At 28.5% G+C, this 18539-nt stretch carries 16 protein-coding genes; 14 read left to right on the plus strand and 2 right to left on the minus strand.

Annotated features, from left to right (window positions below; all coding sequences use genetic code 11):
- Positions 1-206 precede the first annotated feature (206 nt).
- The 10 genes from eno (at position 207) to A500_RS13805 (ending at position 12928) form a co-directional block, all read left to right on the plus strand.
- Complete coding sequence (eno, locus tag A500_RS13760; RefSeq protein WP_016208177.1) at positions 207-1502, plus strand: phosphopyruvate hydratase; 1296 nt, start codon at positions 207-209, stop codon at positions 1500-1502.
- Positions 1503-1656: 154 nt separating this feature from the next.
- Positions 1657-1887 carry a preprotein translocase subunit SecG gene (gene secG, locus A500_RS13765; RefSeq protein ID WP_016208178.1) on the plus strand — a complete coding sequence of 77 codons (231 nt, stop codon included), beginning with the start codon at positions 1657-1659 and terminating at the stop codon, positions 1885-1887.
- 65 nt (positions 1888-1952) lie between these two features.
- Positions 1953-2330, plus strand: a complete 378-nt coding sequence (locus A500_RS13770; protein WP_016208179.1) for a PH domain-containing protein — start codon at positions 1953-1955, stop codon at positions 2328-2330.
- Positions 2331-2829: 499 nt separating this feature from the next.
- Positions 2830-5058 carry a ribonuclease R gene (rnr, locus tag A500_RS13775; RefSeq protein ID WP_016208180.1) on the plus strand — a complete coding sequence of 743 codons (2229 nt, stop codon included), beginning with the start codon at positions 2830-2832 and terminating at the stop codon, positions 5056-5058.
- 321 nt (positions 5059-5379) lie between these two features.
- Positions 5380-5850, plus strand: a complete 471-nt coding sequence (smpB, locus tag A500_RS13780) for an SsrA-binding protein SmpB (protein WP_016208181.1) — start codon at positions 5380-5382, stop codon at positions 5848-5850.
- A 244-nt stretch (positions 5851-6094) separates the two neighbouring features.
- A complete protein-coding gene (locus A500_RS13785) occupies positions 6095-8008 on the plus strand; it encodes a sigma-54-dependent Fis family transcriptional regulator (RefSeq protein ID WP_016208182.1) in 1914 nt (637 codons plus the stop codon).
- A gap of 399 nt (positions 8009-8407) precedes the next feature.
- Positions 8408-9574, plus strand: coding sequence for an iron-containing alcohol dehydrogenase (locus tag A500_RS13790; RefSeq protein WP_016208183.1), 1167 nt, complete (start codon positions 8408-8410; stop codon positions 9572-9574).
- A 228-nt stretch (positions 9575-9802) separates the two neighbouring features.
- Positions 9803-10690, plus strand: a complete 888-nt coding sequence (locus A500_RS13795) for a sulfide/dihydroorotate dehydrogenase-like FAD/NAD-binding protein (protein ID WP_016208184.1) — start codon at positions 9803-9805, stop codon at positions 10688-10690.
- 2 nt (positions 10691-10692) lie between these two features.
- Positions 10693-12084 carry an NADPH-dependent glutamate synthase gene (gene gltA, locus A500_RS13800; protein ID WP_016208185.1) on the plus strand — a complete coding sequence of 464 codons (1392 nt, stop codon included), beginning with the start codon at positions 10693-10695 and terminating at the stop codon, positions 12082-12084.
- Between the two features lie 427 nt (positions 12085-12511).
- Positions 12512-12928 carry an RrF2 family transcriptional regulator gene (locus A500_RS13805; RefSeq protein ID WP_016208186.1) on the plus strand — a complete coding sequence of 139 codons (417 nt, stop codon included), beginning with the start codon at positions 12512-12514 and terminating at the stop codon, positions 12926-12928.
- A 176-nt stretch (positions 12929-13104) separates the two neighbouring features.
- On the opposite strand, the gene A500_RS13810 is transcribed toward A500_RS13805, so the two are convergent.
- Complete coding sequence (locus A500_RS13810) at positions 13105-13710, minus strand: amidase domain-containing protein (RefSeq protein WP_083935702.1); 606 nt, start codon at positions 13708-13710, stop codon at positions 13105-13107.
- Positions 13701-14369: a hypothetical protein gene (locus A500_RS13815; RefSeq protein WP_040436882.1), complete on the minus strand. Its 669-nt coding sequence runs from the start codon at positions 14367-14369 to the stop codon at positions 13701-13703. Before A500_RS13815 ends, A500_RS13810 begins: the two co-directional genes overlap by 10 nt.
- 201 nt (positions 14370-14570) lie before the next feature.
- Between A500_RS13815 and A500_RS13820 the strand changes: the two genes are divergently transcribed.
- The 4 genes from A500_RS13820 to A500_RS13835 all read left to right on the plus strand — a co-directional run bounded on the left by A500_RS13820 (position 14571) and on the right by A500_RS13835 (position 18431).
- Entirely contained in the window at positions 14571-15557 is a 987-nt protein-coding gene (locus tag A500_RS13820) for a Gfo/Idh/MocA family protein (protein WP_016208187.1), read from the plus strand.
- A gap of 386 nt (positions 15558-15943) precedes the next feature.
- Positions 15944-16585, plus strand: a complete 642-nt coding sequence (locus A500_RS13825) for a GNAT family N-acetyltransferase (protein WP_040436884.1) — start codon at positions 15944-15946, stop codon at positions 16583-16585.
- A gap of 153 nt (positions 16586-16738) precedes the next feature.
- A complete protein-coding gene (gene sigI / locus A500_RS13830; RefSeq protein ID WP_016208189.1) occupies positions 16739-17431 on the plus strand; it encodes an RNA polymerase sigma-I factor in 693 nt (230 codons plus the stop codon).
- Between the two features lies 1 nt (position 17432).
- The gene (locus tag A500_RS13835; RefSeq protein WP_016208190.1) at positions 17433-18431 is read left to right on the plus strand and encodes an anti-sigma-I factor RsgI family protein; all 999 of its coding nucleotides are present in this window, start codon (positions 17433-17435) and stop codon (positions 18429-18431) included.
- Positions 18432-18539: the final 108 nt, after the last annotated feature.

An 18539-nucleotide genomic window follows, 5' to 3' on the forward strand; every position in this document is an offset into this window, starting at 1 on the left:
AAAAACATATTGAAAAATATGGACAAAGTGGTATAATAATATTGAAAATGTGATAATGATTATTATTTGCTAAAAAATGTTATTTGGTCCTATAAAGGTCTATACGAAATCACATTAATGAATAATTTTATTGGTGAATGAAATAATAATAAAGGTATAGATATAGGAAAAAACAAATTACATTTAAAATAAAGGAGGAAAAAATAATGAAAAATTATTGTGAAATAGTAGACGTTGTAGCAAGACAAATTCTTGACTCAAGATGTTTCCCTACAGTAGAAGTTGAAGTTTACTTAGAAGATGGTACTGTAGGTAGAGCAGCAGTTCCATCAGGAGCATCAACTGGTATGTATGAAGCAGTTGAATTAAGAGATGGAGATAAAGATAATTACTTAGGAAAAGGTGTTTTAAAGGCTGTTCAAAACGTAAATGATACAATTGCAGAAGAGTTAATTGGATGTAACGTATATGATCAACCATATATAGATAAAATGCTTATTGAACTAGATGGAACTCCAAATAAAGCCAAATTAGGTGCTAATGCTATATTAGGTGTTTCACTTGCTGTTGCTAATGCAGCTGCTAAATCATTAGATTTACCATTATATCAATATGTAGGTGGAGTAAATGCAAAAGTTTTACCAGTACCTATGATGAACATAATCAATGGTGGATCACATGCTGATAATTCAGTTGATTTACAAGAATTCATGGTTATGCCAGTTGGAGCTAAGACATTTAGCGATGCATTAAAGATGTGTGCTGAAGTTTACCATACATTAAAGAAGACTTTACACGATAAAGGATATTCAACAGCTATCGGTGATGAAGGTGGATTTGCTCCAAACCTTAAGTCAAACGAAGAAGCTATTGAAGTTATTATAGAAGCTATAACTAAAGCTGGATACAAAGCTGGAGAAGATATGTTCATAGCTATAGATGCTGCTTCATCAGAATACTATAAAGATGGAAAATATGTATTAGAACATGAAGGAAAAACTTTAACTGCAGCTGAAATGGTTGACTTCTTAGAAGACTGGGTTAACAAATACCCAATTATATCAATCGAAGATGGTATGGCTGAAGAAGATTGGGAAGGTTGGAAGCTAATAACTGAAAGATTAGGTAAGAAGGTTCAATTAGTTGGTGATGATTTATTCGTTACAAACACTGAAAGATTAGAAAGAGGAATCGACATGGGAGTTGGTAACTCAATTTTAATCAAATTAAACCAAATCGGTACTTTAACTGAAACTTTAAATGCTATCGAAATGGCTAACAGAGCTGGTTATACAGCAGTTATTTCTCATAGATCTGGTGAAACAGAAGACACTACAATTGCTGATTTAGTTGTAGCTGTTAACGCTGGTCAAATCAAGACTGGTGCTCCAGCAAGATCTGAAAGAGTTGCTAAGTACAACCAATTAATAAGAATTGAAGAAGAATTAGACGATGTAGCAGAATACAGAGGAAGAAAAGCATTCTTCAATATTAAAAAGTAAGTAAAAAACTATTAATAAGGATAAGTAAAAAGCTTATCCTTATTTTTGTATAAAGGTATTAATTTGTAATTATCCCCTTGTAATATAGGATTTAATATGTTAAGATATCCTTATCTAAATACGACCGTTTTAAGTTACCATGGGAGGTATAGTTATGAAGAATTTTTTATTAGCTTTAGAAGCAATACTAGGAATAGCAATTATAATATCAGTATTACTGCAACCAAGTAAAACAGATGCATTAAGTGGATTAATTCAAGGAAGTAAAAATGAAACTTTCTTTTCAAAGAATAAGGCAAGAACTAAGGAAGCCATGCTAGTGAAAGTAACAATTATTACTATGACTTTATTTGCTGTGAATACAATAACATTATCTTTAATATAATGTTATAAGAAGGGGCTGCTGTTTAATTAGTAGCTCTTTTATATTATAAAATTAGGAGTGATTTTATGGGTATATTCAATGGACTAATGGGAAATGCATCAGAAGTTAATTTAAGTTCTTTATCAAAAGAGTATGAAAAAATACTAACATCAACAGAAACTATAGAAAAGGCCTATAAACTAGTAAGAGATATGTTTATCTTTACCAATAAAAGGTTACTTTTAGTTGATAAACAAGGTATGACAGGAAAGAAAACAGAATACCATTCAATTCCTTACAAATCAATAACTCACTTTAGTATTGAAACAGCAGGACATTTTGATTTAGATGCAGAATTAAAAATATGGATTTCTGGAACGGCTCTTCCAATAGAAAAACAATTTAATAGTAGCCTAAATATTTATGAGCTACAAACTGTACTAGCAGAATACTGCCTAAGATAATTCAAGCGAACTGAATTATAGGAAAGAATGAAAAAGTGAAAGAGTGAAAAGTTGAGGAAATAATTCACTTTCACTGAGTTGTTATAAAGAGTTTTTGGTAGAATAAATCTACAAAGTCGCAATGGATAAATTTATAATTTATAGTGTTAATGGGCAATTGGCAATGTGGGTTGTTAATTGTCTGTTTTTTTGATTAAATATATATTGGTAAATAAAACATTTGGAGGGAAATTAGTGAATTCAATGGGCAAATGCCTTTAAGTTGTGTAATATAAAAGTAAGTTGGTTAAAATATAAAGTGTGGTAAGTTGTAAAGCAATTTTGCTCAGTTCACAGTTGAATATAAAACTATTTTGTAGTTTTAAAAAATAAATTATATAAACTCTTTCATAGCTTATATATGGATTTTTTAATTCAGCTTTGCTTAAATTATTTTAATAACTGTGAACTGTGCCTTGTGAACTGTGCACTAAAAAATAGTATGGAGGAAATAATATATATGGGAGTTAAACAAACATTATTAAGTTTTATGAGGGAAGAAGCATATAGACCAATGGATATACAAGAATTGGTTTCTGTATTTGATATAAATCCTGATGAATATAAATCTTTTAAAAAAGTATTAAAATCAATGGAAAAAGAAGGGGTAATAGTTAGAACTAAGAAGGATAAATTTGGTGTTCCAGAAAGACTTGGATTAATTACAGGTAAATTAGAAGTTCATCAAAAAGGTTTTGGATTTTTATTGCCAGATACAGAAGGAGAAAAGGATGTTTTCATTCCTAGCTCATCTATGAAGGGTGCAATGAATGGAGATAGAGTTTTAGTTCAAATAACAAGAGAAGATTTAAATGGTAAGAAAAGAGAAGGTGAAGTACAAGAAGTACTAGAAAGAGCAAATAATAAAGTTATAGGCGTATATGAGGATAGTAAGAATTTTGGTTTTGTAGTTCCAGAAGATACAAGATTAAATCAAGATATATTTGTATCTAAAAAGGATAGAAATGGAGCACAAGATGGAGATGTAGTAATCTGTGAAATAGTTAAATGGGGAGATAAAAGAAGAAGTCCTGAAGGAATAGTTAAAGAAGTTTTAGGTAAAAAGGGAGATAAAGGACTAGATATTCTTACAATAATTAAGAAATATGGTCTACCAGAAGAATTCCCGGAAAAGGTTTTAAGCTATGCAGAAAATATTGAGGAAAAAATAGAAGATAAGGAATATGCAAGAAGAAAAGATCTTAGAAATTTAAGAATGGTAACAATAGATGGAGAAGATGCTAAAGATTTAGATGATGCTGTTTCAATAGAAAGACTTAATAATGGCAAATTTAGATTAGGAGTTCATATTGCGGATGTAACTCATTATGTAAGAGAAAAGAATCCTCTAGATAAAGAAGCTTTAAAAAGAGGAACTTCAGTATATTTGATAGATAGGGTTATCCCAATGCTTCCTAGAAAATTATCAAATGGTATTTGTTCATTAAATCCTAAGGTAGATAGATTAGCTTTGAGCTGCTTCATGGTTATTGATAAGAGTGGAAAAGTTATTCAACATGAAATAGAAGAAACAGTTATAAAAACTAGTGAAAGAATGACTTATACAGATGTAACAAAAATTTTAGAAAATAATGATGAAGAGCTTATAAAAAGATATGATTATTTAGTAGATGATTTTAAAGCTATGGAAGAACTATGTATTATTCTTCGTGAAAAAAGAATGAAGAGGGGAGCTATAGATTTTAACTTTGAAGAATCAAAAATAATTTTAAATGATCTAGGAAAGCCAATAGATATTAAGCCTTATGATAGAGCAATTGCAAATAGAATAATAGAAGAATTTATGCTTGTATGTAATGAAACAATAGCTGAGCATATGTTCTGGACTAATTTACCGTTTGTATATAGAATTCATGAAGAACCAGATGAAGAAAAATTAGAAAAGTTTAAAGAGTTTGTATATAACTTAGGTTATGTAGTAAGATGGGGTCAAGAAGCTCATCCAAGAGCTCTTCAAGATATATTAGAAAAAGTAAAGGGCAAAAAAGAAGAAACAGTAGTAAGTACACTTTTACTACGTTCAATGATGCAAGCTAAATATTCTCCAGAATGTGTAGGACACTTTGGGCTTGCAGCTAAGTACTATTGTCACTTTACATCACCAATAAGAAGATATCCAGATCTTCAAATTCATAGAATCATAAAGGAACAATTAAATGGAAAAATAGATGAAAAGAGAGCTGGAAGATTAACAAATATTGTTGAAATAGCATCAAAACAATCATCAGAAATGGAAAGATTAGCACAAGAAGCAGAAAGAGAAGTAGATGATTTAAAGAAAGCAGAATACATGCAAGAAAGAATTGGAGAAGAATTCTCAGCAATTATATCATCTGTTACATCTTTTGGGTTGTTTGCAGAGCTTCCGAATACAATAGAAGGATTAATTCACATAACAGCTTTAGATGACGATTACTATATTTACGATGAAGCTCATTTATGTTTAATTGGTGAAAGAACTAAAAAGATATACAGATTAGGGGATGAAGTTAAAGTAAAATGTACTAGAGTTGACATTGATAATAGAGAGGTTTACTTTGATTTAGTAGAAGAAGAACCTAAAAAAGAAATAATACCTAGCGAAAAGCTTAGCGAAAAGATTCAAGAAGTAAAAGAAGAAATGAAAAGTGAATTAATAGAAGAAGATAACAGCACTGAAGAACTGTAAAAAATGAAAAGCATTTTTACTCAGTTCACGGTGCACAATTCACAGTTCACAGTTTTTTAAAAAAGTAACAGGTGTCAGGGAGCAGGTAACAAGTATTAGATTTTTTAGAGCAAAATAATTACTAGATATATAAGGAAAATCTTAATTTCTTCCTTAATTTTTAATTAGAGTTTAAACTTAATACTTGTTAGCTGATACCTGTTCCCTACCAAATGAAAACAACTGTGAATTGTGCACTGTAAACTGTGAACTAAAGAAATTGCTTCGCAATTTATATCAATTCTGTTATACTTAAAGAAAAATAAGATGAGTGGTGAGAGTATGGTAAGAAAGAAAAATAGTAATACGCTAGCTGAAAATAGAAAAGCTAGGCATGATTATTTTGTGGAAGAAACTATAGAAGCGGGGATAGCTTTAGTTGGTACAGAAGTTAAATCAATAAGAGCAGGAAAATGTAACTTAAAAGAATCTTATGCAGATGTAGAAAATGGTGAAATTACTATAAAAGGTATGCACATAAGTCCTTATGAACAAGGTAATATTTTTAATGTAGATCCATTAAGAGAAAGAAAGCTTTTACTTCATAAAGAGCAAATATCAAGATTTGCAGGGCTTGTATCACAACAAGGTTTTACTTTAGTGCCATTATCATTATATTTGAAAAATGGTAAAGTAAAGGTTGCACTTGGCCTTTGTAGAGGTAAAAAGAATTATGATAAGAGAGATTCTATGTTAGAAAAAGCTCATAAAAGAGATATAGAAAGACAATTAAAGAATTCTACAAGATATTAAAATTAAAAATTATATAAAAGCAATAAATATTTAAAATTAGTTAAACTTATTTGAAGTCTATTCTATTTAAGAAAAGTTAATAGTTCAATAACGTGAACTTATATGTATAAAACTATAATCTATAAATTTAAAAATAGATTATAGTTTTATTTATTTGTAGAAAAATTATCAATCTAATAGTAAACTTATATTATAGGCATAAACAGACATAGATATTAATATAAAAAGGCTAAGGGGTATGGGTATGTATAATAAGAGTTTATTGATTGAGAATTCTCATAAAAGAAGTGAAGATTATGGTATTGAAAAAGATAGTAATCATTCAAAGATGATATTGCATGGAGATGAACTTAGGAAAGCATTAGAATTAAATAAAGAATTAATAGAAATATCAAAGCCTTATATAGACATGGTAGTTGAATCTGTTGAAGATAGAGATTTTATAATAATTTTAACAGATAATAATGGATGTATTCTTTATATTAAGGGAGCCAATGAAATAAAAGATGAATTAGGCAAGCTAAACTTAAAAATTGGAGCTTATATGGATGAAAAAAATATTGGAACCAATGCAATGGGAACAGCCATAAAAGAAAATAGATGTATTCAAATAACAGCAAAAGAGCATTATGTTAATATATTTCAAAGTTTAACCTGCTCTGCAGCACCTATCCATAATAGTAAAGGTGAAATAATAGGTACATTAAATTTAACAGGAAAAAGTAATATGAAACATCCACACACTTTAGGATTAGTTATTTTTGGAGTAACAGCAATAGAAAATGAATTATATAGAATTAAAGCAAATTATATATTAAATCAAACTTACAATTATATGAAAACTGTCATAGAAAATGTGGACAAAGGTATAATGATTGTTGATACTCATGGAAAAATCATAAATATAAATGAACTTGGCTTAAATATTTTAGATAAGAGAAATCATAATTTAATAAATGAAGATATAAATCACATAATACCGAATTTTCAAAATGTAGTTGATAAAATATCAAAAAACAACAAACCCATAACAAAGGAAATAAAATTAAGTCATGCTAGTAAATATAAAACAGAAGTTACATTCAAAGGTATTAAGCATAATGAAAAAGTAATAGGGATTGTAGCTACCTTAACTAGGTTAAAAGAAGAAAACAAAGGCAATAATTTTACAGGGGCATTTTTTACATTTAATGATATTATAGGAGAAAGTGATGCAATTAAAAATGTAATAACAAATTGTAAGATTATAGCTAATAGTCCATCAACAGTTTTAATACAAGGAGAAAGTGGAACAGGAAAAGAAGTTTTAGCACAATCAATTCATAATTATAGTTTAAGAAAAAATAATAAATTTATAGCTATAAATTGTGGAGCTATACCAGCCAATATAATTGAAAGTGAGCTCTTTGGATATGAAGATGGAACTTTTACTGGTGGTAAAAAGGGTGGAAGGATAGGAAAAATTGAACTTGCAAATGGAGGAACCTTATTTTTAGATGAAATAGGAGAAATGCCACTTGATATGCAAGTTAAGCTACTTAGAGTACTTCAAGAGGGAAGAGTAACTAGACTTGGAGGAGGCAAAGAAATATCTGTAGATATGAGAGTGATAGCAGCAACAAATAAGGATTTAAAAAAAGAAGTTAAAAGAGGAAAATTTAGGGAAGATTTATATTATAGATTATGTGTAATTCCAATAAAACTACCACCTTTAAAAGAACGAAAAGGAGATATAACAAAGCTTATTGAATACTTCCTTAATATGAAATCAATAAAATTAGATAAAGATATTCCTGTAATAAGTAATGAGTTATACAATAAGTTACTTGGATATAATTGGCCAGGTAATATAAGACAATTAGAAAATTCCATAGAAAATATAGTTAACTTAAATGGAGAACTTTCAGTAGATATAATAGATGAATACGAAGAAAAAGTAAGTACAAACTTAACTATAGATAATAAAGAAATCTTAGAAGAAAATATAAAAGAAAATATAAAAGAAAAATCATTTAACTTAGAAGAAATAGAAAAAAGAACAATAATAAATGCAATAGATAGTAACAAGCACAATATGACAAAGACAGCAAAGGCTTTAGGAATAAGTAGAAATACACTTTACCTTAAAATAAAAAAATATAATATTGACGTCAAATAAATTGCTTCACAATTTATTTTAGTTCACGGTTCACAATTCACAGTTCACAGTTATTGAAATAATTCAGCAGAGCTGAATTAAGAAATTTTTTAATAACTTTAAAATAGTTAAAAGAAACTAAATTTTAAAAACTACACAGTAGTTTTATCCTAAACTGTGAATTGTGCACTGTGAACTAGCCAACTGTATTATAACAGGACAGTGTCCTAAAATAGAACGATTTTATTTTGAAAGTTGTTTTATTTTAGGACATATTTATTTTTGCAGAAAAAATATATCTTAGGAAAGTCAATAATTTAACAATATTGTTAAATAAAAAACTTTTGGCATGAGTATTGCTATTATATTAAGTGTAAATAAGTAAGAAATAAATTATATATATTTTAGGAGGTTTTTATTATGGCACGTTTTACATTACCAAGAGATTTATATCATGGAGAAGGTTCCTTAGAAGTATTAAAGACATTAAAGGGAAAGAAAGCGATGGTTGTAGTTGGTGGAGGCTCAATGAAGCGCTTTGGATTCTTAGATAAAGTTGAAAGTTATTTAAAAGAAGCAGGAATGGAAGTTGAACTTTTTGAAGGCGTGGAACCAGATCCATCAGTTGAAACTGTTATGAGTGGTGCAGAAGCTATGAGAAAGTTTGAACCAGATTGGATAGTTGCTATGGGTGGTGGTTCACCAATAGATGCAGCTAAAGCAATGTGGATTTTCTATGAATATCCTGACTTTACATTTGAGCAAGCAGTTGTTCCATTTGGATTACCTGAACTTAGACAAAAAGCTAAATTTGTAGCAATTCCATCAACAAGTGGTACAGCTACAGAAGTAACAGCTTTCTCAGTTATAACAGATTATAAAGCAAAAATTAAATATCCTCTAGCAGATTTTAACATAACTCCAGACATTGCCATAGTAGATCCAGATTTAGCACAAACTATGCCAGCAAAATTAGTAGCACATACTGGAATGGATGCATTAACTCATGCTATAGAGGCATATACTGCATCACTTAGATCTAATTTCTCAGATCCATTAGCTATGAAGGCTATAGAAATGGTTAAAGAAAGCTTAGTTGAATCTTATAAAGGTGATAAAGAAGCTAGAAATTTAATGCATGAAGCTCAATGTTTAGCAGGAATGGCATTCTCTAATGCTTTACTTGGAATAGTTCACTCAATGGCTCATAAAACAGGTGCAGTATTCCATATTCCTCATGGATGTGCAAATGCAATATTCTTACCATATGTAATTCAATATAACAGAGCTAAATGTGAAAATAGATATGCAGATATAGCTAAAATGTTAAAATTAGAAGGCAAAACAGATGCAGAACTAACAGATTCATTAATAGAAATGATAAACAATTTAAATACAGAATTAAATATTCCACATACAGTTAAAGAATACGGAGTAACAGAAGAAGACTTTAAAGCAAATCTACAATTTATTTCTCATAATGCAGTTTTAGATGCATGTACAGGATCTAACCCAAGAGAAATTGACGATGCAACAATGGAAAAACTATTTGAATGCACATATTATGGAACTAAAGTTAATTTCTAAAATAGGTTAAATTTTATAGTATATAATAAATTGAATTTTAAGGTTATCTTAAACAGAAGTTTCTTCTTTTTGAGGTAACCTTAATTTAAAGTTTTTATTTATAGTATAAATAATCAAAAATTTAAAGTATTTAGTAATATATAATAATATTTACAGTAATTAATTGTATGAATATTTAAAAAATGATAAGATTATATTATTAGGAAAAATAAGTCAGGGGGTACAAACATGTATAAAGTAGTTAAGAAAAGAGAACTCACAGACAATATATATCTTATGGATATAGAAGCACCAAGAGTTGCCAAATCTGCTAAACCAGGTCAATTTATAATAATAAAAAATGATGATAAAGGTGAAAGAATACCTTTAACTATAGCAGATTATAACAGATTAGAAGGAACTGTAACTATAGTATTTCAAGCAGTAGGAAGAGGAACAAAGGAATTAGCTAATTTCGAAGAAGGAGATTATGTTGCTGATTTTGTTGGACCTTTAGGACAACCTAGTGAATTTATACATGAAAATTTAGAAGATCTTAAAAATAAGAACATAATATTTATTGCAGGTGGTGTGGGGGCAGCACCGGTATATCCACAAGTTAAATGGATGCATGAAAATGGTATTGATTGCGACGTAATAGTAGGTAGTAGAACTAAAGACTTGCTAATATTAGAAGATGAAATGAAGAATGTAGCGGGAAATTTATATATATCAACTGATGACGGAACATATGGTTTTAATGGTAGAGTTACAGATTGTTTAAAATATTTAGTTGAAGAAAAAGGAAATAAATATGATCATGCAATAGTAATTGGACCTATGATAATGATGAAGTTTATGAGTTTACTAACTAAAGAATTAAATATACCAACAACAGTAAGCTTAAATCCAATTATGGTAGATGGAACAGGAATGTGTGGAGCATGTAGAGTTACTGTAGGAGGAAAAGTAAAGTTTGCTTGTGTAGATGGACCAGAATTTGATGGACATTTAGTTGATTTTGATGAATCAATGAGAAGACAAACTATGTATAAATCTGAGGAAGGAAGATCTCAGTTAAAAATTGAGGAAGGGGACACTCATAATCATGGCGGTTGTGGATGCAAGGTGGAATAATTATGAATATACAAGATAGAATGAAAAAAGTACCTGTTTCAGAACAAGCTCCAGAAGTTAGAGCAAAAAACTTTGAAGAAGTATGCTTAGGATATTTAGATGAAGAAGCTGTAAGAGAAGCAAATAGATGTTTAAATTGTAAAAATCCAAAATGTGTAGATGGATGCCCAGTATCAATAAATATTCCAGGCTTTATATCATATATAAAGAAAGAAGAATTTGAAAACGCAGCTAAAGAAGTAGCAAAATACAGTGCATTACCAGCAGTTTGCGGAAGAGTCTGCCCACAAGAAAGTCAATGTGAAGGTAAATGTGTATTAGGAATTAAGGGTGAGCCAGTTTCTATTGGTAAACTAGAAAGATTTATAGCAGATTGGTCAAGAAAAAATAATATAGAGCTTGCAGAAACAGAAGAATCTAAAGAAAAAAAGGTTGCAGTTATAGGAAGTGGACCAGCGGGCTTAACTTGTGCAGGTGATTTGGCTAAAAGAGGATATGATGTGACTATATTTGAAGCACTGCATGAACCAGGTGGAGTTTTAGTTTATGGAATTCCTGAGTTTAGATTGCCTAAAGATGATGTAGTTAGACCAGAAATTGAAAATATAAAAAAATTAGGTGCAAAAATAGAAACTAATGTTATAATAGGCAGAACTATAACTATAGATGAGCTTATTGAAGAAGAAGGATTCGAAGCTGTGTTTATAGGCTCAGGTGCTGGACTTCCTAAATTTATGGGAATACCAGGTGAAAATGCAAATGGAGTTTTATCAGCAAATGAATTTTTAACAAGAGTAAATTTAATGAAGGCATTTAAGGAAGAATATCATACACCAGTTAAAATAGGTAAAAAAGTAGCAATAGTAGGTGGTGGAAATGTTGCTATGGATGCTGCAAGAACAGCATTAAGATTAGGATCAGAATCACATATAGTATATAGAAGAAGTGAATCTGAACTTCCAGCAAGAGTTGAAGAAGTACATCATGCTAAGGAAGAAGGGGTAATTTTTGATGTATTAACAAATCCAACAGAAATTTTAGTAGATGAAAATGGCTGGGTTAAAGGGATGAAATGTGTTGAAATGGAGCTTGGAGAGCCCGATGAATCAGGAAGAAGAAAACCAGTAGTTAAAGAAGGTTCAGAATATATTATGGATGTAGATACAGTTATAATGTCTCTTGGAACTTCACCAAATCCGCTTATATCTTCAACAACAAAAGGACTTGAAACTAATAAGTGGAAATGTATAATTGCAGATGAAGATGGACTTACAACAAAAGAAGGAGTTTATGCAGGAGGAGATGCTGTTACAGGGGCAGCAACTGTTATTTTAGCAATGGGAGCTGGAAAAAAAGCTGCAGAAGCTATAGATAAATATTTAAATGAAAAATAATTGACAAAGAAGTTATTTCTAGCATAATACTTATTAATATAAGTTGCTAGGAATAACTCTTTTTAGTATACTTAAATATGAACTTAATAACTAAATACTTAAATAAATAGTTAAATGTTAAGAATTTGTAAATATTTTTATATCTTTTAGTAATTTAATGTTACTTTATAGTATAATCAAAGCAATTAAATTTTTATACATAGTGAATATTTAATATGTAAAGGTTAAACTAGTTGATTTACCTTAGCTGAAAAAAATAATTTGTTTAAGTTTACGAATAAATATTCATGCTTACTTTATGATATATGTTTCAATTTATATTCATATATTAAATACTAAATAGACTTATTTGAGAAACACAACAAAATGAATGGAATATATACTTAAAGGATAAGCGCCACTTATATACGAAAGAGGGGGATTTTCCATGTACTTATCAAAATTTACTGATTACTCATTTAGGGCATTAGTATATTTAGCAGAAAACAGAGACAAGCTATGCACAGTAGAAGAGTTAGCAAAAAAGCTAGAAATTTCAGAACATCATTTAAAAAAGATTATTCATAAGCTTGCAAAGACAGACTTGATAATATCTATGAAAGGAAGAACAGGGGGATTAAAGCTGGGGCTAGATCCACAAAATATCAACTTAGGGGAAGTTATTCTTGTAACAGAAGACAATCTAAATATTGCACAATGCTTCAATAAAGATGATTGCTGTCCATTTATAAATTCAGGTTGCAAACTAAAAGGAATAATGCAAAATTCATTAAGTGCTTTTTTAAATGAATTTTCACAATATACACTTCAAGATTTGCTTAAGCAAGAAAATATAAGCGTATAACATAAAAGTTAGGCAATAATTTAAGAAATTAATAAATTTATTATTAAAATTAAAGTCATATCAGACCATTTAGTTAATTATTTTTTATTTAGTTATTAAGAAGCGAAGAAGTTAAAAAGGAAAATAAGCTATAAGAACAATAATGTAATTATAGCTCATTTTCTCTTTAGAGATGTTTATCTTAAGGAAACTACATAAAATTCACAGGAGGAGTTTTTCCAACCTAAATCAAAAGGAATCTTATATTTATCAATAGAATTTGAATTTACTAAGGGATATCCAAAGTTATCAAATCCTGTAATTATAGCGCTATGTTCTATATAATCACCATACTTATACATTATTAAGTCACCAATTTTAATTTTATCATTTGAGCTAGACATATTTTCTAGTATTTCATCAAAAGTACCAGAAAAAGATACAAAAGCCTTATTACTAGATAAAAGATAATCTAAAAGCTTTTCAGAATTAACCCAAGTATCACTAGCCATTACACCTTTTGATACAGTATATTTATAAGACCAGTCTTTATCCTGAGAAAGCCCACCCCCCTCAATATTATCAGCTAAACATTGAGAGATAAAATTAGTTGAATTTCCTGATCCAGCAACATAAGTATAATAATTTGAATTATAAGTATTATTTAAATTAGTAGAAAGAGATACTCCAGAATACTTATTAGCATAGTCCACAGCAGCCTTTCGATTATAAATTCCACTATATTCAGTACTATCATCAATATTGAAATTTAAATTATATGTTTTAAATTTAGTTAAAGGAATATTTTTTCAGTTAAATTAAAGTTATAACCTTCAAGACCACCTTCAAAACAATCTTGATAATAATCCTTAGTTACGATAAAGGACTTTCCAAATTCTTTTAATTCTAAAGTATGAATCAAAGAAACCCCAAAACTATTAACTTTTTCAGGCACATTATTATATATGTAATCAAATTTATATTCTTCACTTAAAGTTAAATTATAAGTATTGTCTTTAATTTTTAATGCTTTAATTTTAGGTATAGATTCTATATTTTTAAAGGTTACATCCCTTTCATTAGCCCAATCTCTTAAATAAGCAATTCTTTTGAATTCATGATTTAAAGAATAGCAGCTAAAAGTTTGAGAAGTATCATAAAATTTATAAAGCTCCTCAACATTACCAGTTGTAAAAGATTCATTTCTAGTATCATATAAATCATTTAAAAATGAAATAATTGAACTTTCAACATTTTCATCAGCATCAGTTATAAAAGTACCAACATTTGCAATTGGTTCATTATCATAACCTTCGCTAAAAAAAACAGAAGGCACAAAAGATGAAGTTGAGGTCTTAGAAATAAAGAAAATAAAATTACCTACAAGAAAAATTGAAAATAAAGCATAGCTTATTGCAATTAATACTTTTTTCTTTTCTAAATCCTTAAAGATGTTTTTCATATAAAAACCTCCATATTCTAATTAACAAATAACCATTAACAATTAAATATAAATTAATAATAGTAGTATGTGCATAAAATGGATAAATATTTTAAAAAATTAAAAATTGCAAAAATAGTGTTAAAGTGTTAATAGATAATGATAACAATATAGGATATAATAAAAATAAAAACGGTTACTAATGAGTTGGAGAGATAATTTATGATTAATATTGGTGTTATAGGAACTAATTTTATAACTGAGTGGTTAATAGCTGGAGCTAGAGAAGTTGAAGGAGTAAATATATCTGCTGTTTATTCAAGAACAGAGGAGAAGGCAAAAGAGTTTGCAAATAAATTTGATATAAAAAACATATTTACAGATCTAGAGGAAATGGCTAAAAGTGATCTAATAGATGCAGTATATATAGCTTCACCTAATTCAATGCATGCTAAGCAAGCTATATTGTTTTTAAAGCATAAAAAGCATGTTTTAGGGGAAAAAGCTTTTGCATCAAATACTAAAGAAGTTGATGAAATGATAAAAGCAGCAAAGGAAAATGATGTTGTTTTAATGGAAGCTATGAAAACAACATTACTACCAAACTTTAGAGTTATAAAAGATAATCTTCATAAGATTGGTAAAGTTAGAAAGTATTTTGCAAGCTACTGCCAATACTCTTCAAGATATGATAAGTATAAAGCTGGAGAAGTTTTAAATGCTTTTAAGAAAGAATTATCAAATGGAGCTATTATGGATATAGGTGTTTACTGTATATCACCAATGGTTAATCTTTTTGGAAAACCAAATACAGTAAAAGCAAATGGAATAATGCTGAAAACTGGAGTAGATGGAGAAGGCAGTATAGTTTTTGGATATGATGATATGGAAGGAGTTGTTATATACTCTAAAATAAGCAATTCATATCTCCCATCAGAAATTCAAGGAGAAGAGGGCAGCATTATAATAAATAAAATCAATACCTTTGAAAATGTAAAAATAATATATAGAGATGGCAGAGAAGAAGATTTAACACTAGAACATAAAGAAGCAAATATGTGTTATGAAGTAGAAGAATTCGCTAACTTGATTAAAAATAAAGAAAGAGAATCTAAGATAAATTCTTTAGAAGTTTCAAGAAATACAATTGAAGTTATTGAAGAAGCAAGAAAACAAATTGGAGTTGTTTATCCAGCAGACTTGGGTTAGTTGACAGTTGACAGTTGGGTTAGGTAACAGGGAACAAGTGACAAGTAACAGGTTTTTAGTTCACAGTGCACAAGGTACGGTTCACAGTTGGGTTAGGTAACAGGTAACAGGTAACAGGTTTATAGTTCACAGTGCACAAGGCACGGTTCACAGTTGGAGTTATGGCATAGGAATTTTGAAGGATTTAGTAACAGAGCATTTATTAATACGAGGTTTTAGGGAAACTGATGGTGAGGATTTATATGATGATATTTATCTGATGAAGATGGTAATCTAATTTGGAAAGATACTTATGAATATGTATTACTTAAAGATGAATGCAATTGTTAAGAAAATATAGAAGTAAATTAATAATTGAGGATTTAAATGGACAATAATATAATAAAATGAATTTGAAAAAATGGGATGATGATTTGGAAAATTTAATAATTAGAAAAGAAAGAAAAGATGATTATTTTAATGTTGAATATATGACTAAGAAGGCTTTTTGGAATTTGCATGTACCTGGATGTAGTGAGCATTATTTAGTTAATATTCTCAGGAAAAGTGATGATTATATTGAGGATTTAAGTAGGGTAGCTGAACTTAATGGAGAAATTGTTGGAACAATAATGTACACAAAATCTTATGTTATAAATGAAACAGATAGCACCGAGGTTTTAACCTTTGGCCCTTTATGTGTAGAGCCAAGTTATCAAAATAAAGGTATAGGCAAAGCTTTATTAGAAACAACTATGGAGTTAGCAAAGAAAGATGGACATAGGGCAATTATAATATACGGGGAACCAGAATATTATCCAAGGTATGGTTTTAAAACTTGTGATAACTTTGGAATAACTACCAAAGATTCTAAAAACTTTCCTGCATTTATGGCAATTGAACTTGTGCCAAATGGACTTAAGGATGTACATGGAAGGTTTTATGAATCTAAAGTGTTTGAAGAGTTAATCGAAGAAAAAGTAGAAGAATTTGACAAGAAATTTCCTTATATGCAGAAGTTAAAACTGCAAGGACAGTGGGACTTTTAATAGTATGAAAATAAACCAGATAATGTCTGGTTTATTTTTTATATTTAAAAGTATATTGTTTATAAATTAAATAATAATACAATAAGATAAATATTTTTCTAGTTACCTTAAAAAGGTATTCAATCATACGAATTTTATTAAAAGAGGTGAGTTATGTTAGAAAATATAAATGAAGAAATCATGATGATTAAAAATGATAAAGAGAAAATAAATATTTTTATAGATAATTATAAACAGTTTATTATAGCTTATTGTAATAAGTCACTAAATAGGTACATAGATACAAATAATGATGATGAGTATAGCATAGCTCTTATGGCTTTTTTTGAATCTATAAAAAGTTATGACATAAATAAAGGAAATTTCTTTTCATATGCCCAAAGAGTTATAAAGTTTAGATTAATAGATTATTATAGAAAAAATAAAAAAGTATCAAATGAAAAATCCTTAGAAGAAGATGAAGATAATAAAGATAAATTTTTACTAAGTAAGTCTATAGAAAGTTATCAGAGGCAAGATGTTTCATATTTAAGGAAACTTGAAATAGAAAGTTTAATTGATGAACTATCAAAATATAACATAACTTTTAAAGAGTTAATAAAAGCTTCTCCTAAATGGAAATCTACTAGAAAACAATATAATGAAATAATTAATTACATAATAAAAGATGGGGAGATTATTGAAGAAATATATCTAAATAATAAAATTCCAATATTAAAAATTCAAAAAAATACTAGTGTACCCCGAAAAACAATAGAGAGATCGCGAAAATATATAATATCAGTACTGATAATACTTTTAGGCGATTATCAATATATAAAAGAATATATAAATTTGGAGGTTTGATATGAAAAAAGCCTTAGTGGTAGAAATAAATGATAATAATATGATTGTTCTTGATAATAAAGGTAGATTTAAGAAAATTAAAAATAAATTGAATTTAAAAGTTGGCGATGAATATGAAAGAAATGAGGGATTAGCTATGAAAAAAGGTATAGTATTTGCAATGACATGTGTATTATTAGCTGGAGTAGGGGGATATGGATACTCTTATGCAGCTCCAAAGGATTATTTAACACTAGATATAAATCCAAGTGTAAAACTAACTACTAATAGATATGATAAAGTAATAAAGGCAGAAGCATTAAATTCAGATGGAGAAACTATAAGTAAAGAGTTAAAGATAAAGAATAAAAATGTTAAAGAAGCTATTAAGTTATTGGTAGAATCAGCGGTAGACAATGGCTACATAGCTAAAGATGATGAAAACGCAGTTATGCTTGCTTCAACTAGTGATGAGATATTAGATGAAGCAGAAAATGGTGTAGACGAAGGCTTAAAAGAAGAAGAAATAGAAAACACTGAAATAATAAAAGAAAATATTAATAAGGAAAGATTTGATGAAGCTGAAAGATTAGGAATATCACCTGGAAAAGTAAATTTAATTCAAAAGCTTCAAGCAGTATTACCAGAAGCTAACTTAGATGATTATGCAAACTCATCAGTTAAAGATATTATGAAAAAAATAAAAGAACAAAGAGTTGAAGCAAAAGAGGAAAGTAAGATAGAAAATAGCAAAACAGAAACTGAAGAAAATCAAAATTTAGAAGAGACAAAAGAGTCAATAAACTCTAATGATAAAGGAAACACTAACAAAGAAAATCAAAAGAATAATGAGAATTCTTCAAATAAAGATAACAATGTAAACTTAGAAAAAAATGAAGAAAAAACAAACAATGCAGCAAATAAAGATAACATAAAAGAAAATAATGAAAAAACTAATAACTCAAATAAAAGTGAAGTTAATAAAACAGAAAATAAGAATTCTTCAAAGAATAACAATTAATAGAAGTAAGCTATTGCATTAACAGATTAATCTCAATTAGTGCAATAGCTTTTTCTTGTTTTTACTATTAAGCTAACTATAAAAATAGAAATATAAGAAGCTTTTTCC

The organism is Clostridium sartagoforme AAU1 (assembly GCF_000401215.1).
GTDB classification, from domain to species: domain Bacteria; phylum Bacillota; class Clostridia; order Clostridiales; family Clostridiaceae; genus Clostridium; species Clostridium sartagoforme.